Source organism: Mycobacterium sp. E2733, assembly GCF_001667585.1.
Taxonomy (GTDB): Bacteria; Actinomycetota; Actinomycetes; order Mycobacteriales; family Mycobacteriaceae; genus Mycobacterium.
In genome coordinates, this window is sequence record NZ_LZJZ01000015.1 from 143,593 (window position 1) to 165,367 (window position 21,775).

The following is a 21,775-nucleotide window of genomic DNA, read 5'->3' on the forward strand; positions in this document are numbered from 1 at the left end:
TGAATCGGCGAGGAGATTCGAGTTAGACATGAGCCATCTTGAGCGTCTCATCGGGGGGTTTGTCGCAGCCGTCGCGTTGATGGTCGCCGCCAGCAACTTCCTCGGGCTACCCACTGCGTCCGCTGATCCCGTCTGCGGTGTGCCTGGAACGCCGCCGTGCGCGGGTCCTGGTCCGTTGACGCCCGAGCAGCAGTGCGCGTTCATCGCGTGGCGATCGATGATGCCGTGTAACTGGCTTGGGGTGCAGGTACCCGCGGGCACACCCGGAAGTTGGGACAACCCGCCAGCACCGCCGCCACCGCCACCTGAGCCCTGACCCCCGTTGAGGCTTTAGATCTTCAAATAGCCCTTGTCGGCGGGGATTTGGGCGGCGGTGACCAACGATGACGCGTCGCTGGCAAGCCAGACCACGATGTCGGAGATGAGACCGGGTGCCGCCAGTGAGTCGGTCGGCAGCGCGCCCGGCGAGAAGCTGTGGATGTAATGCGGGTGGTCCTGGAAGACCTGGTACATCGACAGGTCGTTGCCCATCGGGGTGTCGGTGCCGTACGGGTGCACCGAGTTGACCCGGATGTCGAACTCGCCGAGTTCCACCGCCAACGAGTTGGTGAGGCCGACCACTCCGAATTTGCTCGCGCAGTAGTGCCCGCAGCCCGGGACGGCTTTGATGCCCGCCGCGGAGCTGATGTTGATGATCGATCCGCCGTTGCCGGTCGTGATCATGGGCGGCACTACGGATTTCATGGTGTTCCACAGCCCCGTGAGGTTGGTGTCGATGGTCTCTTGCCACTGCTGTGCCGAAATCTCCCAGAGGCGGCCCCAATTCAGCACGCCGGCGTTGGCGACGACGATGTCGAGTCGGCCGAATTGTTCGATCGTGTTGGCCACGATCCGCTGCTGGCCGGCCAGGTCGCGGACGTCGACCTCAGCGGCGAGGATTTTCCGGCCCTCGCCCTCCACCAGGTTGACGGTCTCGGCAAGGTCTTCCGGGAGCGCGGGCGGATAGCCGTTGTGTTCGGCGACCGGCGCGCAGGCGTCGATCGCGACGATGTCGGCACCGGCCCGAGCCAACCGAACGCAGTGGGAGCGGCCTTGGCCGCGGGCGGCCCCGGTCACGTAAGCGACTTTGCCGGCGAGCGGCACGACGGGATCGGTCATGCCGATAACTCCTCTGCTTGCGGCGCTGGCCCGGAGCGCTTTGCGGCCGATGATAGACATCGTCTTCCCGGGAGTTGACGAAATGGTAGAAAACGCGGCATCGCATGTGCGGGACACCAACCGCGGCCGAGCCCGAGCCGTGCCACAGTTACCGGATGACAAACGTCGCCGTGATCGGCGCCGGGCCGGGCGGGCTGGTGGCGGCCCGCTGGCTGTTGTCGCAAGGATTCGAGCCCACGATCTTCGAGCAGGGTGCGACGTTGGGCGGGCAGTGGGCGGCGTCGAACGAATGCAGCGGCGTATGGCCGGGCATGTACACCAACAGCAGTCGCACCATGACGGCCTTCAGCGACCTCGACCACGACAGTGACGTTGTCTATCAACCGAACCGCGACATCCTCGATTACCTGCATCGCTACGCCGACAAGTTCGGTCTGACGCCACGTATCCGTCTCCGCAACCGGGTCGAATTGGTCAGCCGCGACGACAAGCCAGGATGGCTCCTGCATCAGGCAGACGGGATCGGGCGCTTCGAGCGCGTGGTGGTGGCCAGCGGCAGGTTCAATGCCCCGGCTGTCCCCGCTGTCGCCGGCTTGGAATCATTCTCGGGTTGCGCAGGTGCCCGGACGACATTCGGCTACCGAGACGGCACGGCGTATCGCGGCATGCGCGTTTTGGTGGCCGGCTGCGCCATCAGTGCGCTCGAGATCGCCTCCGAACTCGCGCAACTCGGGGCCGCGCGGGTCGTCGTGACGCAGCGGCGGCAACGATACGTCGTTCCCAAGTTCGTGTCCGGTGTCCCCACGGATTACCTGCTCTACACGCGCTACGGCGCCCTGGCAGAAGAGACCCTCCCGGAGGAGGACGTCGACCGGCAGCTGAAGGAGATTGTGGTCGGCGCGGCCGGAAGCCCCGAACAGTACGGCGCCCCGGCGCCCCACCCGTCGCTCTTCGCGGCCGGCGTGACGCTCAGTCAGCATTATCTTCCGTTGGTGGCCGAAGGCCGAATCTCCGTGCGGCCGTGGATGAAAACGGTGGCCGGCGCGACCGTCGCCTTCGCCGACGACCGGGCGGAGGAGTTCGACGGTATTTTGTTCGGGACCGGTTTCAATTTGCGTCTGCCATTCCTGAGCGCGGAAATTCAGCAGATCCTGAACCTCGACGCGGTGCACCTGGACGCCGACCGGTATACCTTTCATCCGGACCTCCCGGGGCTGGCCTTCATGGGTATGTGGGATCAGGCGGGCGGATACTTTGTGCCGCTGGAACTTCAGGCCAGGTGGATCGCCTACACGTGGGGCGGTGCCATACCGGCGGTGTGCGACGGGGACCAGCGGCTGGCGATCGATGCCTACCGGGCTCGCCGGAGCTTGTCCCAGAAATCGCGATTGAACCTTGCTGCCATCGCCTTCGCCCGAGCCGCGGGTGTGGAGCCGCATCTGGATAACTGGCCGCAGCTGCGCCGCGCGCTGTTGTTCGGTCCACTGGCGCCGAGTTGTTTTCGGCTGGAGGGGCCCGACGCGCTGACCGACGCACCGGAACGGTTCGCGCGCGAGGCCGCGCGGTTCGGTGCGATCACCTCGCATGACCTGACAGAGCGCGAAATCCAGTACTGGGAGGCGCTGCACCGCCGCCGTGGTTAGTCGGCGGCGGCCAGCACGTCACGCGCCGCATCGTCGACCGTGCTCAGCAACTTCGGGTCTATGCCCGCCCGGCCGCGAACCAGAACCGATGCGTTATTGGCCGGCGGCAGTCCCTCGGCCGGGCACAGGCCGTCGGGCAGCTTGCCGATCGTCGGTCTCGGAGTGGCGCTGCTGCCGGGCTTCGCCTGTTGGCTGAACAGCCATCCCACCCGAATCGCGCGCCGAAAAAGAGTGTGGAACCCATCCGGGCGTCAGAGGTGCCCCGGTTGGCCGGCGGCTTCATGCGTCGTGCGGGCCGCCACCGACTTCGTGAAGGCAGCGCTCGGTGGAGCTTCGGATTTGCCACGGTGCCAATCCATTAGGCCGATCGGAGGTGGCGGGCGAACGGCGGCGAGTCGGATTAGTTGCGACGTGGCAGCCGTGTCCGAGAATCGGACCGCCACGCATCCGCGCGGCCGCGCATGGTGCGGCTACGGTGATCTCTATGACGCCGGCCAGCCGTTCCTCCGCAAAGCCGGTAAAGCGGCGCCCGAAAGATCGCAAGGCGCAGATCGCCCGAGCCGCTTCCGATGCTTTCAGCGAACTCGGCTACCACGCGGTCAGCATGGAAAACATCGCGGCTCGGGTGGGGGTCTCGGCGGCGGCGCTGTACCGGCATTCGCACGGCAAATACGATCTGTTCCGTTCCGCGGTCCTGGCCCTCGGCCAGCGGCTCGTGGACGCCACGGAGTTCGCCGATCACCTGCCCGACGATGCCGATCCCGCTGAGACGCTGCGTGCGCTGACCGGATCGCTGATCGATACCGCGATCGTCAACCGCACCGCGGGGGGACTCTATCGGTGGGAAGGCCGCTACCTGCACGGTGCGGACCAGGCCCACTTGGCCGAGCAGGTCAAGTTGGTCAACCGGCGTCTGCAGCGGCCGTTGATCAGGCTGCGACCCAAACTGCAATCACGCCAGCGTTGGGTGCTCTCGGCGGCGGCGCTGAGTGTCATCGGCAGTATCACCGACCATCGTTCCCGCCTGGGCGACGCCGAGATCCGGGCGACGTTGGCCGACATCGCGTCCGCCGTGTTGAGGGCCGACGTGCCAGCGGCGCCGGTGGGCGAATCGGAATCTCAACGGGCAGCGGCGATTCCCAGTGCTGTCGGCAGCTACGAATTGCTGTTGCACGAATCGATACGGTTGTTCAATGAACGGGGTTACCGCGAAACCGGTATGGAGGACATCGCCACGGCTGTCGGCATACCGGTAGCGAGCATCTACCAGTACTTTCCGAGCAAGGCCGCGATACTGGCAGTCGCATACCGGCGCGGTGCTGACCAGGTCTCCGGTGACTTGTCCACTATTTTGGCTGCGGGCGCCAGTCCGGAGCAGTCGTTGGCGCAGCTGATCGACGCCTTCGTCACACGGTCGTTCGCCAACCCGGAACTGGCCCGGGTGTACTACACGGAGCGCCACAACTTGCCCGACACGGACGCGGTACTCCTCTACAACATTCACCGCTCCACCGTAGAATCCTGGGCCCGGCTGGCCGTGGCGGCGCGACCCGACCTCACTCTGGGCCGCGCTCGATACGCCGTGCACGCCGCCCTCGCCCTCGCCGTCGACATCGGCCAGCTCGTCATGACCGGTCCGGGCCGGCCCGCCCGCACGACGGTGCGCCGGCTGATGGAAATCACCCTGCTCGACACAACTGCCACCGCTTCCACCCAGGCCGATCGCGGCGGCAGGCAACGACGCTGAGCCCGCCAGGAGGTAAGCCGACTTCAGGTCCGAATAGCGCTGTACTTGCGCCGGGCGCCACCAATGGGCAACGCCACGCGAGGTATCACTAACGACCTGCCGGAAACGAAAATCGCGAGGCGGATGCATGGCGATGCGGTAACGAACGCTACCAATAAAGCCGAATAGTGATTAACATAATCGCCATCCCGTGCCGGCGCCGCAGCCTCACCGACCGGGCTCTTAAACCGAGGCGCCCGCGGTAGTCCCCGCACGAAAGGCACGCCCCATGCTCAACAGGATCCGGCAGGTACTGGACTACCAGTTGACGATTGCCGAGCTGCTGGGCCTCGCCGTGCTGCTCGGCACGCCGTATCTGATCGTCGGGGTCATCTGGTCGTCCACCCACACAGGGCATCTACGAGACATGCACGGGCTCGACTTGGTGGTGTCTTTTCTAGGTTCGATCGTTTCGTGGCCCGTGCTGATCTTCGCGAACGTGTGCATGACATAGGGGAAGAGATGGTCAAACGCGGGCCTTTGGTTCTCTCAGTGGCCGTAATCGCTTTATTCGCCGGGCTTCTCGCTCTGCGATTTCCTGTGTTCATCGACGCCTACGATCAATTCGGTTGGCAGGTCAAATGCGGAAGCGGTTTCACCACCGATTTGACTCAGGCGTCGAGCGCCGACGAAACATCGAGGACGAATTACGTCGGCCAATGTGACAACGCGCTGATGATGCGGCGCGCGTGGGCGATTCCCGCGGCCGCCCTCGGCGGCCTCACTCTCGTCGGGCTGGCGGCAGTGATCCTCGCTCAGGACCGACGGAGCATCAAGGGCTGAGTATTGTCCGCAAGACGACGGTTGCCCCGTCTGCTAGGGCGCATCATTTAGCGCGTGCTCTCGTCGGGAAGGTCGCGGCGCGACTGGTGCAATCCCGGTGCGTCCGGGTCATCGTGTTGGTGCTCCAGTTGTTCCTGCAACTTGCGTTGTTCCTCGGTCGCCTGCCGGGCGTCCTCGGGGGCGGCCGGCGGGTCGACATTGACTTGCTGATCCACGGGGGTCTCCTCTGACCGTCTGCGCTGCTCCAGTCAGGATCTCCCGAATCCCACACATCGAAACCTGTCCGGCCGCCCGCGCGGGCTAGCCGAGATGCGCGGACAGCAGCCAGGCCCCCATGGACTTGCGGCCGTTGCCCTCGTCGCGGATATTTGCGCCGGCGAACGCCGCGAAGCCTTCCAGGAAGCTGTCGGGCACGTTGGCGTGGATCCGCGCCGGTCGGATCTCGTCGACCACCCAGTACTTGGAGACCACGTCCCGAAGCTCCTCCTCGGTGACCGCGTTGACCGGGCCGTCCGCGGGCATGCCCTCGCGGTCGAAGACCAGCACAAAGTAGGAGGCACCCGGCGTGGCGGCGCGGACGATGGACTTCTGATAGCCCTCGCGCAACTCGACGGGCATCGAGTGAAAGAGGGTGCTGTCGACGATCGTGCCGAAGCGGCCGTCGTAGCCGCTGAAAGCACTGATGTCGGCGACGTCGAATGTGGCGTTGGCCAGGCCGCGCCTGGCTGCCTTCTCACGCGCCAGTTTGATGGCGGTGGGCGACTGGTCCAGGCCCACCGTGGTGAAACCGCGCTCGGCGAGGAACAACGACACCGCCGCCTCGCCGCAGCCCGCATCGAGCACGTCGCCGTGGAACTTCCCGGCCTCGATGAGGGCCGCGATTTCCGGCTGCGGCTCGCCGATGCTCCACGGCGGTCGATTGCCTCCACCCATCTCGGGGGCCTCGCCCCGGTAGGCGGATTCGAACATATCTTGAATCGGCTGAGACATATCCCTTGTATATCAAGCGCGCTGATATATGTCAATGGGCCTGATACATGCGTGTGGCCCAGCGGGCGGCCCGGCCCTTGAAAAGCGATCGCCCGTTGCGCGGCGACTGCCGTCGCCGTCGCTCCGACGCGGGAGGCCAAATCCCACGCGTCGTTCTCGGTGCGGGCCACCCCCGGACTCCACCGTTAATTAGCCCAGTTAAGCGATGTCTGCCACTCAACGCTTCCCCTCGGGGATGACGACGGCGCGACGACATGTTGAGATCAGGTATGGCTGACGACATCGAACTGAGCCCGAGAGATTGGGTACGCGAGCAGACCGAGCAAATCCTGAAGCGAGGCACGACCGACGGTGTCGAGATCCTCGATCGGCCCGTCGTTCTGGTGACGGTAACCGGAGCAAAGACCGGCAAAAAGCGTTACGTGCCAATGATGCGCGTCGAATGCGATGGCTGTTACGCCATGGTCGCGTCCAAAGGCGGTGCCCCAGCGCACCCTTCGTGGTATTTCAACCTGAAGGCCAATCCGGAGGTGATGCTGCAAGATGGCGAGAGGGTCGTCGCGCTGAGGGCACGCGAACTCGACGGATCCGAGCGTGCGCAGTGGTGGCAGCGGGCGGTCGAAGCCTATCCCCCCTATGCCGAATACCAGACCAAGACAACGAGGCAGATACCGGTGTTTGTGCTGGAGCAATAAACCGGGAGCCAATCTATTTCGGTAAATGGCACCGTCGATCGTTTCGTCAGCCGCCCGCGGCAAAAGATTTGCATTCGATATGCGCGCGGCCCGTCACGTTGCGACCCGCTTGGCTGCCCCATAGCTTCGATGCAATAGGCCAGGCACGCTTAGCAGAACAACGATGATCGCAGCGATTGGTAATCGCCGGAGCCACAGGGCTTTACACCGCACTGTCCGGGCGCGTCACGGGCTGATATCCGGCGCGCTTCCTCATGCCCATCCCAGGGAGGGCAGATGCCAGACACCGGGCAGCTAGATCAACAAGACTTCGCGCATGGTCAACCGAATCGTGTTGACCGGTTGCGCGCGGCCATGCAATACGACTTGCCGGCCTCGTTAGTGGTGTTCCTGGTAGCGCTTCCGTTGTCGCTGGGGATCGCGATCGCCTCGGACGCGCCAGTGCTGTCGGGCTTGATAGCGGCGATCGTCGGCGGGATCTTCGCCGGTTGCATCGGTGGATCACCGTTGCAGGTAAGTGGTCCGGCCGCCGGACTGACGGTCGTCGTCGCCGACTTGGTATCCCAGTTCGTCTGGGCGGTAACCTGTTTGATCACCGTTATCGCCGGGACCCTGCAAATCATGTTGGAAATCAGCCGAATTGCGCGCGCCGCCTTGGCAATCTCACCCGTCGTCGTGCACGCGATGCTGGCCGGCGATCAGCGACTGGCAGCGCCTGGACTGCGCCACGGGGGGACTGGTCAAGGTCCATAATGGGCCAATGGAACCCTATGGACGCGTGGGCAAGTCGTCGAAGGGCAACCGTCGCACGGTCCACCTCAGCTTGGTCGAGGCGGACACCGCCTAGTACAGGTCGCCACGCTCAGGACGTGTAGCCGGGGATGGCCGAGCGCCGGTTCGCTACGTCAGGTCGGCGGCGATCCGATTCAGCACGGCGAGGTGATCATCGACGGTCGCGAGGCCGGCGTTCATCGTGTTGACCGACAAGTGGGTGGCGCCCGCGGCGCGCCAGGCCGCGATGTCGGCGGCGGTCTTGTCGGGGTCGCCGGTCCAGCTGACGCGGCCTTCCATCCCGAGGCGATCCGCGTCGCGGCCGAGGGCTGCGGCCGCGCGCCGTACTTGCTCCCGCGCGTGGTCCAGCCCGGGGCCGGGAGCTGTCATCGGGAACCAGCCATCCGCGAGGCGTCCCGCCCGTTCGAGTCCAGGGTCGGAGGCCGCGCCGATCCACACGGGAATCGGGCGCTGAGTGGGTAATGGGGCCAGCCCCGCCGCCGTCACCGTGTGATACTTCCCGTCGAAGGTGACCGATCGTTCGGTCCACAGCCGGCGCATCAGCTCGAGCTGCTCCTCGGAGCGCTTGCCGCGATTGGTGAACTTTTCGCCCAGCGCCTCGTATTCGACCGCGTTCCAGCCCAATCCGACGCCGAGCCGAAACCGCCCACCGGTGAGCAGATCGACTTCGGCGGCCTGCTTGGCGACGAGCGCCGTCTGCCGCTGCGGCAGAATGATGACACCGGTGACGAGTTCCAGCGAGGTGATCGCGGCCAGGTATCCGAAGAGGACAAACGGCTCATGGAACGTCGAGTCGATGTCGTAGGGACCATCCCACCCCCGGTGCACGTTCGGGTCGGCGCCCACCACGTGGTCGTAAGCGAGGATGTGGGTGAACCCCAGTCCTTCGACGCCTTCGCCGTACGCACGGACGACCGCCGGGTCTCCACCAAGCTCGGTTTGCGGGAACACAACTCCGATGCGCATTGGGGTTGCAACCGAGCGGCAACGGAATTGCTTCCCGCGCAGAATGAAAAAGTTTTCCGACGGTGCCGTCTTCGCGCCTCTCGGCAAGTGGTCGCTCGAAGCGACGTTTTGAGGTGGTACCCGGGGGAATGCACGACACCGTCAATCATCACAACGACGGCCGCTGTCCGAATATTTCGCCGACGCTCGATGATGGACGGGTGACGACAAAAGAGATCAGGAACGCACTGCGGGTCGGTGACTTCGAGCCGACGTTCGAAGCCGAGCTGACCGCGCGCTACGCGATTCCGAGGCTTCCCGACGGCCCCGAGCGGGCCGATTTCCTGGCCGAGCATGCGGCCGACATTCGTGTGGTGCTCACGTCGGGGTCGCCCGGCATCGACGCCGAGACGATCGCGGCGCTGCCCCACCTGGAGGCCATCGTCAACAACGGTGCCGGGGTTGACCTGATCGATCTGGCGGCGGCGCGACGCCGCGGCATCGGGGTCAGCAACACGCCCGACGTGCTTTCGGACACCGTGGCGGACACCGCCATCGGTCTGATCCTCATGACCCTGCGCCGTTTCGGCGCCGCGGACCGCTACGTGCGGGCGGGCAGCTGGGTGCGCGACGGCCCATTCCCCTATGCCCGCGACGTCAGCGGCCTGCAGGTCGGGATCTTGGGCCTGGGCCGCATCGGTTCGGCCATAGCGACCAGGCTGGTCGGATTCGACTGTGCCATCGCGTATCACAATCGCCATCGCATCGACGGATCGCCGTACCGCTACGCCGAGTCGGCAGTGGAGCTGGCCGCGTCGGTCGACGTCCTCGTCGTGGCCACCACCGGTGACCCCAAGTCGCGCCATCTGGTCGACCGAGGCGTCCTCGAGGCATTGGGGCCGGACGGTTACCTCATCAACATCGCCCGCGGCAGCGTCGTCGACCAGGACGCGCTGGTGGAGTTGCTGGCCGGCGGCGCCCTGGCCGGCGCGGGGCTGGACGTCTTCGTCGACGAACCCCACGTACCGCCCGAGCTGTTGGGCCTGGACAACGTGGTGTTGTTCCCGCACATCGGCAGCGCCACCGCCCGGACCCGCACGGCGATGGCGCTGCTGGCGATTCGCAACCTCGAGAGTTACCTCGACACCGGTGAGCTGGTGACACCGGTGGTGCGACCGCGCAGGTGACAGCGGGGCGCTCATGTCAGATGTCTCACACCCGATGGTCCGCCGTCCGATTAACGGGTATCAGGCTATCCACCATGAGTGACACGACCCAACGCGAGCTCGGAGACACCGACAGTCCAATCGAGGACGAGCTCGAGGATGCCTTCAGCAGGATGCTGAGCGAGGGCACCCAGCGCCTGCACCGCACTTGGCGCGGCGTGCTGGTGACCGGCTTTTTCGGCGGGACCGAGGTGGGGATCGGGGTGCTCGCCTACCTGTCGGTGTTGGACGCCACCCACCGGCCCCTGTTGGCCGGATTGGCGTTCTCGATCGGCTTCCTGGCCCTGCTGCTGGGTCGCAGCGAGTTGTTCACCGAGGGCTTCATCATTCCCGTCGTGACCGTGGCCGCCAAGCGCGCCAGCTTCGGCCAGCTCGCCAAACTGTGGGGCGGCACCATGTTCGCCAATCTCGTCGGCGGCTGGGTGATCATGTGGCTGATCATGACCGGTTTCCCCGAACTGCACACCCAGACCATCGAGTCCGGCACCCACTTCGCCACCGCGCCGTTGTCGGCGCAAAGCATGGTCCTGGCGATCCTCGGCGGCATGGTCATCACGCTGATGACCCGGATGCAACACGGCACTGATTCCGTGCCGGCCAAGATCGCCGCGGCTGTCGCCGCCGCGTTCCTGCTCGCCGGCCTGCGGTTGTTCCATTCGATCCTTGATTCGCTGCTGATCTTCGGCGCGCTGGTCACCGGGGATGCGCCGTTCGGTTACCTGACGTGGCTGGGCTGGTTCGGCTACACCGTGGTGGGCAACATGATCGGCGGGCTGCTGTTCGTGACGCTGCTGCGGCTCCTGCGGAGTAAGGATCGGCTCGAGGAGGAACGCGCCGACGCGGATTCCCGATGAGCGTCAAAGTATTTGCGGCATAACCTCGCTGGCCAACAGTTCCAGGTGCGCCAAATCGGTTAAGTCCAGCAACTGGGTGTAGGCGCGCTGCACACCGATCTGTTTCCAGGCGCCCAAGTTGTCGACAATCTCTGCGGGTGTGCCGACCAGTGGGCTGTTCGAACGCAATTCGTCAAGGTCGCGGCCGATCGCGGCGGCGCGGCGGGCCACCTCGCGGTCGTGGCGGCCGGCGCAGAGCACGAACGCACTTGAGTAGACCATCGAGTCGGCCTGCCTGGCCACCTCTGCCACCGCATCCGCCACCCGCTGAAATTGCTTCTCGGCCACGTCGATTGGCGCGAACGGAATGTTGAACTCGGCCGCGTACTTCGCCGCCAGCTGCGGGGTGCGTTTGGCGCCGAGGCCGCCGATGACGATCGGTGGGTGCGGGCTCTGCGTCGGTTTGGGCAACGCCGGTGAGCCGGTGATGGTGTAGTGCTTGCCGGCGTAGTCGAAGGTTTCACCCGGCTTCGTCGCCCAAAGCCCCGTGACGATCGCCAGCTGCTCACTGAGCCGGTCGAACCTCTCCCGCAGCGGCGGAAAGGGAATCCCGTATGCCTGGTGCTCCTTCTCGAACCAGCCGCTGCCCAGACCGAATTCGACGCGTCCTGCGCTCATGTCGTCCACTTGCGCCACCGCAATGGCCAGCGGTCCCGGGTAGCGGAATGTTGCGGAGGTCACCAGGGTGCCCAACCGGATGTTCGACGTCTCCCGCGCGATCGCGCCCAGCGTCACCCACGAGTCGGTGGGACCCGGCAGCCCGTCGCCGCTCATCGCCAGGTAGTGGTCGGACCTGAAAAACCCCGAAAAGCCCAGCTGCTCGGCGGTTTGGGCAACGGCGACCTGATCGGCGTAACCGGCGCCCTGTTGCGGCTCGATGAAGGCACGGAACTCCATAGGATCCCTCCGTATGTCGTTGTATGGCAACCCGATTCCGAACGAATACCCGCCTGTGGCCAAAGTGAGACGGGAACGGGTTTAGCACCCCGCCCGTAACTGGGTATGTCCTTAGCATGCCCTCACTGCTTCCACCCATGGTCGTGACGCCCGGGCGGTTGACCTGCACCGGTGCCGCCGACGCCGTTACGGCGGCCGAACTGCGCCGCGCCCTGCGCCGGTGGCTCCAGGAGGTCACTGAGGCTCCGGCTGAAGTGCGCGACGACATCATTCTCGCCGTCAACGAGGCGCTGGCCAACTGCGTCGAGCACGCGTACCGCGACCACACCACCATCGGCACCATGAAATTGCAGGCAAGCTATGACGCCGCCGCCCAATCGCTCAGCGTGTGCGTCAGCGACCGTGGATCCTGGCAGCACCCCTCGCCGCAGCGGCTCAACGATCCCAGGAGGTCCCGCGGCCTCATGCTGATGCACGCGCTCGCCGACCACTGCACCATCAACGCGCGGCCCAACGGCACGACGGTGTGCCTGGACTACACCACCAGGCCCTAGCCGTCAGCCGCTCACCCGCCGACGGCGAGCTCGAGGTCCTTCAACGACGTCTCCAGGTGGCCCAGCAGCCGCTGCAGGTGCGGGACGCTGCGGCGGCACCCCACCAGACCGAAGTCGAGGTTGTCGGCGTTGTTGGTGACCGTGATGTTGACCGCCTGCCCGTCGAGCGGGATGGACAGCGGATAGTTGCCGTCCAACCGGGCGCCACGCCAGTACAGCGGCTCGGAGGGACCGGCCGAGACGTTGGAGATGACGATGTTGAAAGGCGGTGAGGCCGCCGACAGGTACCCGGGGATCAGCCCGAAGAACAGGCCGCCGATGTTGAACGCCGACAGTGCCAGTTGCTGAACCGGCGGCAGTTGCTGGAAAACCTCTTTGGTGTCACGGATCGACGTGCTGACGATCTCGAGCCGCCGCCCCGCATCATCTGAGTCGGTCGCCAGGTTGCACAGGAACGTTCCGACCAGGTTGCCGCCACGGTCGTCGTCGGACTTGCGCAGATTGACCGGCACCATCGCGGTCAGCGGGGCGTCGGGCAGGGCATCCTGCTCCAGGAGGTAGGCGCGCAGGGCCCCGGAGCACATGGCGAGCACGACGTCGTTGACCGTCACCCCGGCCGCGGATTTGATCGCCTTGATCCGGTCCAGCGACCACGACTGGGCGGCCACGCGCCTGGCACCGCCGATTCGGACGTTGAACATGCTGCGCGGCGCCCGGAACGGCAGCGTCAGTTGCTGTTCGAGCAGGGCGGCCCGGGCCAGTTTCAGCGTGGAGGGTGCCAGGGCGAGCGCCGAGCCCGCGGTGCGGCCGGCGCGCTCGAGCAGCGACTGCTGTTTCTGCCCCTTGCTGCGTTTGCGCGGCCCCAGGGCCCACGGCACGCGCACCTCGTCGTCGTCCGGGTCGAGGGTGAACGCGCGCTGCACCAGCCGCATCGCGGACACGCCGTCCATCAGGGAGTGGTGGTACTTCGTGTACACGGCGTACCGGCCGTCCTGAAGCCCCTCGACGAGGTGGGCTTCCCACAGCGGCCGGTGGCGGTCGAGCAGGCTGCCGTGCAGCCGGGACGCGAGCTCCAGCAGATCGCGGACCCGACCGGGCTCCGGGAGGGCCGAGCGGCGCAGGTGGTAGTCGAGCTCGACGTCGTTGTCGAACGACCACGCGAGGTTGGTCACGCCGCCGAAGAAGGCCGGGTGCTTGCGGAACAGCGGCTGCACATCCGTGCACTCGAGCATGGCCTGGTAGGCCTCGCGGACGAAATGGGGCCCGGCATCCTCGGGCGGCTCGAACAGCTGAAGCGATCCCACGTGCATCGGGTGCTCGCGTGATTCGCCGATGAGGAACAGCGCATCCGTCGGCGATATCGGTTCCATGGTCAACCCCGTTCGTCTCGCTGCACCGTCGGCGCGGTACACATCCATCTCCTAGTAGCCGCAGCGAGCGTTTGCTAATCCCGGAGGACCCACCCCGAATCCGGTGCCAGGCCGAAGCGCTTGCGGTCGCCGCCGTTTGGGTACAGGCATGCGAACACTGGCGCACGGGGAGTGACATGTCGGCGGGTCTGGAGTGTCCGAAACGAATGGAGTTCGGACCGTGTGGCGGGGTGCGCCCCGACGGCCAGTGCGAGATGCGTCCGGGTGCGTGCGCGTTCGACGACGTGGTGGCGTGGTCGGGCCATCAACCCGCGACGCGTCCCGTTCGTGCGCCGCTGGTCCTCGCGGACTTCAGTTGCACCCCGTTCGACCGCCGGGACGTCGCCGCGACGGCGGCCGTGCTGGCGCCCGGATGCGACGCCGTCCTGGTCGGGGAGCACCAGAACAAACCCGACTTTCCGCCCACGCTCATGGGGTCGCTGCTGCTCGATGCCGGCGTGACGCCGTGGATCACGTTGTCGTGCCGCGACCGCAACCGCGTGGTGCTCGAGCAGGAACTGCGCGGGTTGCGCAGCATCAACGTGGAGACGGTGTTGTGCGTGACGGGCGACGGGCGCGGCTACGACGTGCGTCCGGACGTCACGCAGACGTTCGACCTCGACGGGCCCCGACTGGTTTCGTTGGCCGCTTCGACGGGAGTGATCGCCGCGGCGCCCGAAACGCCCACCGCCCCGCCCGTACACGCCCGGCCCGCCCGGTTGGTCGAGAAACAACGGGCCGGAGCGAGCCTGGCGGTCCTCAACCACGTGCCCCGTCCCGGCCTGGTCGCCGAATTCGTGACGACGGCTCGCGCGGCGGGCCTGACCATCCCGGTGATCGCGGCCGTCGCGGTGTTCACCGACACCGTCTCCTCGGCGGTGCTGCAGGGCTTGCCGGGCCTGGAACTCGATCAGGCCGCGACGGAGCGGGTATTGGGTGCGCCGGATCCGGTGACCGCCGGGATCGCGGAAGCGGTGGCCGAGGCCCGCGCACTGCTGGCGATCGAAGGCGTCGAGGGCGTCAACTTGTCGGGGCTGGCGTCCGCGTCGAGCCCGCGCATCGGGGCGGAAATCAAGGCCGAGGTCGGTCGTCGAATACGTGAGGAGGGGCGCCGATGACCCGCGCCGCCGACGATGCAGAGCGTAGCGATGATGTGGGGGTACCACCCGCTTGCGGGGGAGAGGGGCGCCGATGACGGAAGCGATGGAGGCGGAGTTCGACACCGTCGCCGAGTGGACGGCGCAGGTGGCCGCCGACCTCGGGCCCGACTATTACGTGCCCGCCGGGTGCCGGGGCAGCGGCAGTCCGGCCGCGCTGGACTGGCTGATAGCGCAGATGGGCCTGGCGCCCGGTGCCACGCTGCTGGACTCCGGGGCGGGCGTCGGGGGCCCCGCGGCCTACGCGGCGCGAGAGCGCTCGGTGCGGCCGGTGCTCGTCGAGCCGGAGACGGGTGCGTGCCGCGCGGCGAAGAAGTTATTCGGCTTTCCGGTCGTGTGCGCGGTGGGATCGGCCCTACCGGTGGCGGAGTCGAGCTTCGACGCCGGGTGGGCACTGGGCGTGTTGAGCACGACACCGGATCACCTCGCAGTGCTCGAGGAGCTGCGGCGCGTCGTCCGACCGGGCGGTCGGATCGGCCTCCTCGTCTTTCTCACCCACGCGGACGAGGCGAACGAGACCCTGGACGGCAACCATTTCCCGACGCCCGGCGGGCTACTCGAGCTGGTCCAGCGAGCCTCGCTGCACGTCGAGCGGCGGCTCGGCACCGCGGAGCTGCCGCCGATTTCGGCCACCTGGAACGAGCGGGTCGACACCGTGACGCGCGCCCTGGGCGACCGGCACGGACACACGGAGGCCTGGCAGCTGGCCGAACGTCAGAGTGCCCAGATCGGGCGGCTGCTCGACGAGGGGGCGTTGACCAGCGAGCTGCTGGCATTGCGGCACGCGTGAGAATCGGTTACCGCGACTCGCGAAAGGCGGAGGTGATCTCCGCGACCCTGGGGTCGGCGCGTAGCTCTTCCAGGGTGTCGGGCAGCGGAAGCCGCCAGTTCGGGTACTCATCGATCGTCCCCGGCAGGTTCGGCTGCCGGGGTTCGGCCAACACGTCGTAAGGCGAAATCAACTTCAGGCGGCTCGGGGTCGCCGCCAGCAACCGGTGCATCGCGGTGATGATCGCGGCCTCGTCCGGATCCGGACCCGTGAGCAGCCCCTCGGACCGCAGCAGCTCCAGCCACTCTGCCCGCTCCTTGTCGGCCACCGACTGCGCGCCGGCGACGTCGTCGAGCAGCCCGAGGTCGGCGCGGGCCCGCACGTGCTCGGCGCGCAAGAAGCCCGCGGCCGTCGGCAGGTCGTGGGTGGACAGGCTGGCGGCCGCCCGCGACGGCCATTTCGCCGGTGCCAGCAGCGGCTCACCGGGGGCGGACTCGTCGCGGGTGAACCAGGACACCGCGCACCCCAGCATCCCGTTGCCTGCCAGCGCCTCCGTCACCTCCGGTTCGACGGTGCCCAGATCCTCGCCGACCACGGTGGCTCCGGCCCGGTGCGCCTCCAGGGCGAGGACCGCGAGCATGACGTTGGCGTCATAGTGCACGTAGGTGCCGCGTTCCGGGCCGTCGCCCGGGGGAATCCACCACAACCGCCAGAGGCCGGCGACGTGGTCGATCCGCAGACCGTCGGCGTAGGTCACGACCGCGCGCAGCATGTCGCGCAGGGCGGCGTAGCCGGTCGCGGCGAGGCGGTCCGGCCGCCACGGCGGCAGTCCCCAGTCCTGCCCGCGGGGAGTGAAGTTGTCCGGCGGCGCCCCGACACCCACCCCGGTGGCGAGCACGTCGGCCAGCGCCCACGCGTCGGCGCCTTCGGCGTCGACGCCGACCGGGAGGTCGTGCAATACCCCAAGGGCCATCCCGGCGGTGCGCGCGGCGTCGCGCACCGCGGCCAGCTGCTCGGCGCAGCGTTCCTGCACCCAGGCGTGGAACGCCACCCGGGGCGCCAGCTCGCGTCGCGCCCCCGCCACGGCCGGCCCCGCGACGTCACGCAGCGGTTCCGGCCAGCGGCTCCACCGGCCGCCGTGCCGCTCGGCCAGCGCGCAATACGTGGCCCAGTCGCGCAAGCCGGCTCCGGCCGCCGACTCGTCCAACGGACTGGGCCGGCCCTCGGCGCGCCAGAGCAGCTCCAGCGCCGACCGTTTGGCCGCCCACACGAGGTCATGGTCGATGCGTTCGGTCGTTGCCGAGACTTTCAGCGCATCCACTTCGGCGCGGGTGTCCGGGTCGGCCCGGCGGTAGGCGTCGAGGTCCTCGACGCGGAGCGCCAGCGGGTTGGCGAACCGTCGGCTGGAGGGGGTATAGGGGGACGGCTGCACCGGATGCGTCGGCCCGGGGGCGCTGAGCGGGTTGAGCAGCACCGCGCCGGCACCGTGCTCGGCGACGGTCCAGTTCATGAATTCGCGCAGATCGCCCAGGTCGCCGATGCCCCAGGAGCCAGCCGATCGGAGGGCGTAGAGCTGCAGCATCCAGCCCCAGGTGGCGGGGGCTGCCGGCACTTGGGGTGGCGCCGCGACCAGGGTGGCCTCCTGCCCGTTACGCAGCTGCAGTCGATACCAGCCCGGGGCCAGCTCGCCGGGCAGCTCGTCGCGCACCTCGGTCCCGTCGCCGTCCTCGCTCACCAACAGGGCCGCCCCGGGCAGCGGGCGGGGACGCCCATCCAGGCGTACGGAAACGGTGGGTGGCAGGGCGCCGGCGCGCTCACGCTCGGCGAGCTTGGCCAACTCGCGGCGACGGTCGGATTCGCCGGCGGCGTGGACGTCGAGCAGGCCGAGCACCCGGATCACGACGTCGGCGTCTACCTCGACAGGCTCCCGCCGCTCGTTGCGGTAGGAGGTGGCCACCCCGTGTGCCGCAGCCAACCGACGCAGGTCATCGGGAACCGGCTTGGGACTCGCCATCAGCGCGCCGGCTCGGGTGGGGAGCCGGCGGGGGCGATGAGACGACGATGACGGGGAGGCACATCGCATATATACCCAAGCCGGGAGTTCTCACACCGGCCACCGAAACCCGTTTGGCGGCAGCCGCTTTCGCCTACGGCCCGGTGGCCCGGAAGATAGTGTGCCGCTTGTCGCGTTGGCCAAGAAGGGCGGTGAAAACGCCTTGCTCCCAACGGCTTTCGAACCCTCGCGATGACTACCTGACGTCGTCGGCAAGCTCACGCGCCTCCCGCTCGCTTTCCACCGCGGGCCCGGACCCGGGCAGCGGCTTCCTGGCGACCTCGGGCGTGAACAGCAGCGTTACGGCGCCCACCAGCCCGCCGAAGATCAGCATGTAGGCGGGTGCCATGACGTTGCCGGTGCCCGACACCAGCGCCTGCGCGATCAGCGGTGTGGTACCGCCGACGGCCGATATCGAGATGTTGTACGAGATGGCCAGCGACCCGTAGCGCACGTTGGTGGGGAACAGGGCCGGCAGCATGGCGGGCGCGGTGCTGTCGAAGCACAGCTCCATCAGCCCGATCAGCAGCACCCCGATGAAGATCACCGGGTAGATGCCGCCGAAGCGGATAAGCAGGAACGCGGGGATGGAACCCACGATCAGCAGTGCACAACCGGTCCACATGATCGGTTTGACGCCGATGCGGTCGGACAGCGCGGCGACGAGCACCACGGTGACCATCAGGATCGCCAACGTGATCACGATCATCACCAGGCCGGCGGTGTGGCCGACGCGCACGAACAGCTTGAGGTATGTCGGCAGGTAGCCGGTCAGCATGAAGTCGGCGACCTGGGAGGTCAGCACCAGCGCCGCGCAGATCAGCAGGCCCCGCCACTGATCCACGACGGTGCGCCGAAATTGCTGCCGGCGCCCGCCCGACGGCTGCGCTCCCTCTGTCGCGTTCTGATAGGCGGACGACTCCTTCAGTCGTAGCCGCAGGAAGAGCGCGAACAGGCCGAACGGCGCGCCCAGCAGCAGGGGAATCCGCCAGCCGTAGGCCAACATGGCGTCATCGGGCAGCCAGGTCTGCAGCCCGGTCACCATCATCCCGGCGAGCACGAAGCCGACCAGATTGCCCATCGGCAAAAACCCGACCATCATCCCGCGTTTGTGGTCGGGGGCCTGCTCGACCAGATAGGTCATGGCGCCCACGTACTCACCGCCGGTCGACAGGCCCTGAAATATGCGGGCGATGACGAGCAGGATCGGCGCCCAGATGCCGATGATGCTGTAGCCGGGCAGCAAACCGGTCACGGTGGTGCTCACCGTCATCATCAGGATGGTGACGACAAGGACCCGGTGCCGTCCGATGCGGTCGCCGAGAGGGCCGAAGATGAACCCGCCGAGCGGACGCACCACGAACGCCGCAGCCAGCGTGCCGAACGTGGCGATGAGGTGGACGCCGCTGACGCTCTTACCCGGATAGAAGACCTGGGCGATGGTGGTGGCGATGTAGCCATAGACGCCGAAGTCGTACCACTCCATGAAGTTGCCGATCGCGGTCCCCATGATGGTTCGGCGCATGGCCGGGTCGGCGACCCTGATGTCTTTGCGTGCCCATTTCCTCCGGCGGCCCCGTGCACTCATCGACGGATTGCGTACCCAGAAGTCTCGTGGGCCGAACAAATCGCACTCCCAACCGGCTCTATCGTCCCCATCGGCCGGTGGCCGATCGTAGCGGCCGGGGCAACGCGGCCGGGAACTCACTGACCTTTCAGGCTGCCGATGCGAAGCGAGAAATCCTCGGGCGCCGGCTGCTCCTTCGGCGTCGACTGCGTGGTGGTCTCGATGTCCTCGACGTAGCGCTGGGGGTCGCGGTCTACGATCGGCAATCCCTCAGTCGTGGGATGTTCCGCCATGAAATCGCTGTATTGCCGCCCCAGCGCTTCGCGAAGGCCGACCGGGGCGGCGCGACGGAAGTCGGACAACCCTTCCCGCTCCTCTTCGCCCATGTGCTCGTCGTTGGCCTCCCGCGTGCGGCCGACCGCGGCCCACCACTGCTCGGTGCCGACCCGGGCCGCGTCGGCGTCGCGCACCCCGTCGCGAATGTCGTTGTGATCCCCGATGGCGTCGAGCGTCTCGCCTTCGGCGTCGTCGGTGCCCCGCTTCAGCAATTGCGGGTAGAAGATCTTCTCTTCGATGTAGGCGTGCACGTCCAGCTTGTCGGCGAGGGGACGCCACACCCGCTCCAGGGCGGTTTCGTCGTTCGGTGTCTGCGCCTGCAGGTAGTCCAGCTTGGCGAACTGTTCGCGGAACCACTCATGGTCGGCGAGGATCAACATGGTGATATCAGCCATCGCGTCGCCCCACCTCCCTCACCGCTACGGTTCGCGGCAATGCTGTCCCAAGAGTGGCGGGCCAGTCAACCGCCCGGGAACGCTCGCGGGGGGCTGCATACACCGTGCGGATACACTAAGTCACCAGCGTGTCGATCGGCCTTGGTCGCACGCCGCAAAAATCCACCACAGTCAGAGGTTGCTTGTGCCTGAGAACCGCAGCGAGCCCGTGAGCCTAGAGCCGCATTTCGACGACGTTCAGGCGCACTACGACCTGTCGGACGAGTTCTTCGCGCTGTTTTTGGACCCGACTCGCACCTACAGCTGCGCCTACTTCGAGCGCGACGACATGACCCTGGAAGAGGCGCAGCTCGCCAAGGTCGACCTGTCGCTCGGCAAGCTCGGTCTGCAAGCGGGTCAGACGCTGCTCGACATCGGCTGCGGCTGGGGCACCACCATCGTCCGGGCGCTCGAGCGGTACGACGTCAACGTCGTCGGCCTGACCCTGAGCCGCAACCAGCAGGCGCACGTGCAGCAGCGTCTGGACCGGCATCCCAGCCCGCGCAGCAAGCGAGTGCTGTTGCAGGGCTGGGAGCAGTTCGACGACAAGGTGGACCGCATCGTGTCCATCGGCGCCTTCGAGCACTTCGGGCGCGACCGATACCCCGACTTCTTCAAGATGGCTTACGAGGCGCTGCCAGCCGACGGCGTGATGATGCTGCACACCATCATCCAGCCCAGCAGCGAAGAGTTCGCCGAGCGCGGGTTGCCCATCACCATGACGAAGCTGCGGTTCATGAAGTTCATCATGGACGAGATCTTCCCGGGCGGTGACTTGCCCGCAGCCAAGACCGTCGTGGAGCACGCCGAGCGCGCCGGGTTCGGCGTCAAGCTCGTCCAGCCGCTGCGCCTGCACTACGCGCGCACCCTCGACACCTGGGCCTCCGCGCTCGAGTCGCGCCGCGACGAGGCCATCGCGATTCAATCCCAAGAGGTCTACGACCGGTACATGAAGTATTTGACCGGTTGCGCCGACCTGTTTCGCGAGGGCTACACCGACGTCGCGCAATTCACCCTGACCAAGGGCTGACCACCCCGGCACCGATACCGGCGGCCCATAACCGGCGCGCCGGCCGGTTTATCGGCACTGCGCCCGGGGTAAAACCACGAGCAACAACCTGATTCGGTAAGCGTCGACCTTCGGTCGACGCAAAACCGCAGGGAAGGATCGATCGTGGGTGCCAAGCATCGAATGACCGCGACCCCGGAGCAAAGATTGCGGTTGGGTCGAACCGCGCGGCGCGGGAAGGGTGTCGCGGTGGTATGTGATGTCCTCTCCGCCTCGATGTTGTGCGCGGCGGCGTGTGCGGCCCTGGTACTCAACGCACCGCACGGCGAAAAGCGAACGATCGAGGCGAGCCAGGAGCCCCCGGCCGCTGCGCAGCCGGTGCGGCAGGTGGGCACGGTGATAGCCGTGTCGGCGGGCTCGGTCACCGCGCGCAGCGCCAACGGGTACACCCAGACCTACCTTGTCACCCCCAACACCACCCTCATCGGTCACGGCGGCCAATCCGCAGCCGCAGCTACGCATTTCACGGTCAACGACCGCGTTGAGATCGTCGGAACCATCCAGGACGGCACCGTTCTGGCCACCGCGGTGTCCGATCGCGACGCCGGACACGGGGACGGGCCGCCGATGGATTACCTTGACGGACAGATAGTTCCGGCCGACCGCACCTGATTCCTCC

The 21,775-nt window shown here is 67.0% G+C and carries 21 protein-coding genes and 3 pseudogenes; 13 read left to right on the plus strand and 11 right to left on the minus strand.

The features are described 5' to 3' along the window. Nucleotides 1–330: 330 nt before the first annotated feature. Nucleotides 331–1,158, minus strand: coding sequence for a mycofactocin-coupled SDR family oxidoreductase (locus A5678_RS02865; protein ID WP_068038078.1), 828 nt, complete (start codon nt 1,156–1,158; stop codon nt 331–333). 155 nt (nt 1,159–1,313) lie between these two features. Here A5678_RS02865 and A5678_RS02870 point away from each other — a divergent pair, with 155 nt between their 5' ends. Beyond that, entirely contained in the window at nt 1,314–2,801 is a 1,488-nt protein-coding gene (locus A5678_RS02870) for an NAD(P)/FAD-dependent oxidoreductase (RefSeq protein WP_068038253.1), read from the plus strand. Here the strand turns inward: A5678_RS02870 and A5678_RS02875 are convergent. Further along, nucleotides 2,798–2,956 (minus strand): annotated as a pseudogene (locus tag A5678_RS02875) (LysR family transcriptional regulator); the annotation flags it as partial. The gene A5678_RS02870 and the pseudogene A5678_RS02875 overlap by 4 nt on opposite strands. Nucleotides 2,957–3,285: 329 nt before the next feature. Between A5678_RS02875 and A5678_RS02880 the strand changes: the two are divergent. The 3 genes from A5678_RS02880 (at nt 3,286) to A5678_RS02890 (ending at nt 5,370) form a co-directional block, all read left to right on the plus strand. After that, nucleotides 3,286–4,548, plus strand: coding sequence for a TetR/AcrR family transcriptional regulator (locus A5678_RS02880; protein ID WP_068038082.1), 1,263 nt, complete (start codon nt 3,286–3,288; stop codon nt 4,546–4,548). A 268-nt stretch (nt 4,549–4,816) separates the two neighbouring features. Then, nucleotides 4,817–5,041: a hypothetical protein gene (locus A5678_RS02885; RefSeq protein ID WP_068038085.1), complete on the plus strand. Its 225-nt coding sequence runs from the start codon at nt 4,817–4,819 to the stop codon at nt 5,039–5,041. An 8-nt stretch (nt 5,042–5,049) separates the two neighbouring features. Further along, on the plus strand, nt 5,050–5,370 hold the full coding sequence (locus A5678_RS02890; RefSeq protein ID WP_068038088.1) for a hypothetical protein: 321 nt from the start codon (nt 5,050–5,052) through the stop codon (nt 5,368–5,370). A 47-nt stretch (nt 5,371–5,417) separates the two neighbouring features. On the opposite strand, the gene A5678_RS27430 is transcribed toward A5678_RS02890, so the two are convergent. From A5678_RS27430 to A5678_RS27735, 3 genes and pseudogenes are all read right to left on the minus strand, one after another. Further along, a complete protein-coding gene (locus tag A5678_RS27430; RefSeq protein ID WP_197502016.1) occupies nt 5,418–5,585 on the minus strand; it encodes a hypothetical protein in 168 nt (55 codons plus the stop codon). An 85-nt stretch (nt 5,586–5,670) separates the two neighbouring features. Beyond that, on the minus strand, nt 5,671–6,360 hold the full coding sequence (locus A5678_RS02895; RefSeq protein ID WP_068038091.1) for a class I SAM-dependent methyltransferase: 690 nt from the start codon (nt 6,358–6,360) through the stop codon (nt 5,671–5,673). A gap of 71 nt (nt 6,361–6,431) precedes the next feature. Next, nucleotides 6,432–6,530 (minus strand): annotated as a pseudogene (locus tag A5678_RS27735) (SAM-dependent methyltransferase); the annotation flags it as partial. Between the two features lie 99 nt (nt 6,531–6,629). Here A5678_RS27735 and A5678_RS02900 point away from each other — a divergent pair. Together A5678_RS02900 and A5678_RS02905 are read left to right on the plus strand one after the other, a co-directional pair. After that, nucleotides 6,630–7,055, plus strand: coding sequence for a nitroreductase family deazaflavin-dependent oxidoreductase (locus tag A5678_RS02900; protein WP_068038094.1), 426 nt, complete (start codon nt 6,630–6,632; stop codon nt 7,053–7,055). 276 nt (nt 7,056–7,331) lie between these two features. Continuing rightward, nucleotides 7,332–7,751, plus strand: a pseudogene (locus tag A5678_RS02905) (SulP family inorganic anion transporter); the annotation flags it as partial. Nucleotides 7,752–7,955: 204 nt separating this feature from the next. On the opposite strand, the gene A5678_RS02910 reads toward A5678_RS02905, so the two are convergent. Then, entirely contained in the window at nt 7,956–8,813 is an 858-nt protein-coding gene (locus A5678_RS02910; protein WP_068038100.1) for an LLM class F420-dependent oxidoreductase, read from the minus strand. Nucleotides 8,814–9,013: 200 nt separating this feature from the next. Between A5678_RS02910 and A5678_RS02915 the strand changes: the two genes are divergently transcribed. Together A5678_RS02915 and A5678_RS02920 are read left to right on the plus strand one after the other, a co-directional pair. After that, nucleotides 9,014–9,979 carry a 2-hydroxyacid dehydrogenase gene (locus A5678_RS02915; protein WP_068038257.1) on the plus strand — a complete coding sequence of 322 codons (966 nt, stop codon included), beginning with the start codon at nt 9,014–9,016 and terminating at the stop codon, nt 9,977–9,979. Between the two features lie 74 nt (nt 9,980–10,053). Next, a complete protein-coding gene (locus A5678_RS02920) occupies nt 10,054–10,872 on the plus strand; it encodes a formate/nitrite transporter family protein (RefSeq protein ID WP_068038103.1) in 819 nt (272 codons plus the stop codon). 3 nt (nt 10,873–10,875) lie between these two features. Here the strand turns inward: A5678_RS02920 and A5678_RS02925 are convergent, their stop codons facing one another. After that, nucleotides 10,876–11,808, minus strand: a complete 933-nt coding sequence (locus A5678_RS02925; protein ID WP_068038104.1) for an LLM class F420-dependent oxidoreductase — start codon at nt 11,806–11,808, stop codon at nt 10,876–10,878. Nucleotides 11,809–11,924: 116 nt separating this feature from the next. Between A5678_RS02925 and A5678_RS02930 the strand changes: the two genes are divergently transcribed. Next, nucleotides 11,925–12,362, plus strand: a complete 438-nt coding sequence (locus A5678_RS02930) for an ATP-binding protein (RefSeq protein WP_068038107.1) — start codon at nt 11,925–11,927, stop codon at nt 12,360–12,362. An 11-nt stretch (nt 12,363–12,373) separates the two neighbouring features. On the opposite strand, the gene A5678_RS02935 is transcribed toward A5678_RS02930, so the two are convergent. Beyond that, nucleotides 12,374–13,732 carry a wax ester/triacylglycerol synthase family O-acyltransferase gene (locus tag A5678_RS02935; RefSeq protein WP_068038111.1) on the minus strand — a complete coding sequence of 453 codons (1,359 nt, stop codon included), beginning with the start codon at nt 13,730–13,732 and terminating at the stop codon, nt 12,374–12,376. A gap of 176 nt (nt 13,733–13,908) precedes the next feature. Between A5678_RS02935 and A5678_RS02940 the strand changes: the two genes are divergently transcribed. Continuing rightward, nucleotides 13,909–14,889: a methylenetetrahydrofolate reductase C-terminal domain-containing protein gene (locus A5678_RS02940; protein ID WP_068038115.1), complete on the plus strand. Its 981-nt coding sequence runs from the start codon at nt 13,909–13,911 to the stop codon at nt 14,887–14,889. 73 nt (nt 14,890–14,962) lie between these two features. Then, nucleotides 14,963–15,718, plus strand: coding sequence for a class I SAM-dependent methyltransferase (locus A5678_RS02945; RefSeq protein ID WP_068038118.1), 756 nt, complete (start codon nt 14,963–14,965; stop codon nt 15,716–15,718). Between the two features lie 7 nt (nt 15,719–15,725). On the opposite strand, the gene malQ is transcribed toward A5678_RS02945, so the two are convergent. From malQ to A5678_RS02960, 3 genes are all read right to left on the minus strand, one after another. Beyond that, nucleotides 15,726–17,711 carry a 4-alpha-glucanotransferase gene (gene malQ / locus A5678_RS02950; RefSeq protein ID WP_068038122.1) on the minus strand — a complete coding sequence of 662 codons (1,986 nt, stop codon included), beginning with the start codon at nt 17,709–17,711 and terminating at the stop codon, nt 15,726–15,728. 235 nt (nt 17,712–17,946) lie between these two features. Next, nucleotides 17,947–19,275, minus strand: a complete 1,329-nt coding sequence (locus tag A5678_RS02955; protein WP_068038125.1) for an MFS transporter — start codon at nt 19,273–19,275, stop codon at nt 17,947–17,949. Between the two features lie 179 nt (nt 19,276–19,454). After that, complete coding sequence (locus A5678_RS02960; protein ID WP_068038130.1) at nt 19,455–20,048, minus strand: hemerythrin domain-containing protein; 594 nt, start codon at nt 20,046–20,048, stop codon at nt 19,455–19,457. Nucleotides 20,049–20,232: 184 nt separating this feature from the next. On the opposite strand from A5678_RS02960, the gene A5678_RS02965 reads away from it, so the two are divergent. Next, nucleotides 20,233–21,117 (plus strand): cyclopropane mycolic acid synthase family methyltransferase, encoded by an 885-nt coding sequence (locus tag A5678_RS02965; protein WP_068038133.1) that lies wholly within the window; start codon nt 20,233–20,235, stop codon nt 21,115–21,117. Between the two features lie 144 nt (nt 21,118–21,261). Further along, nucleotides 21,262–21,768, plus strand: coding sequence for a DUF5666 domain-containing protein (locus A5678_RS02970; protein WP_068038136.1), 507 nt, complete (start codon nt 21,262–21,264; stop codon nt 21,766–21,768). Nucleotides 21,769–21,775: the final 7 nt, after the last annotated feature.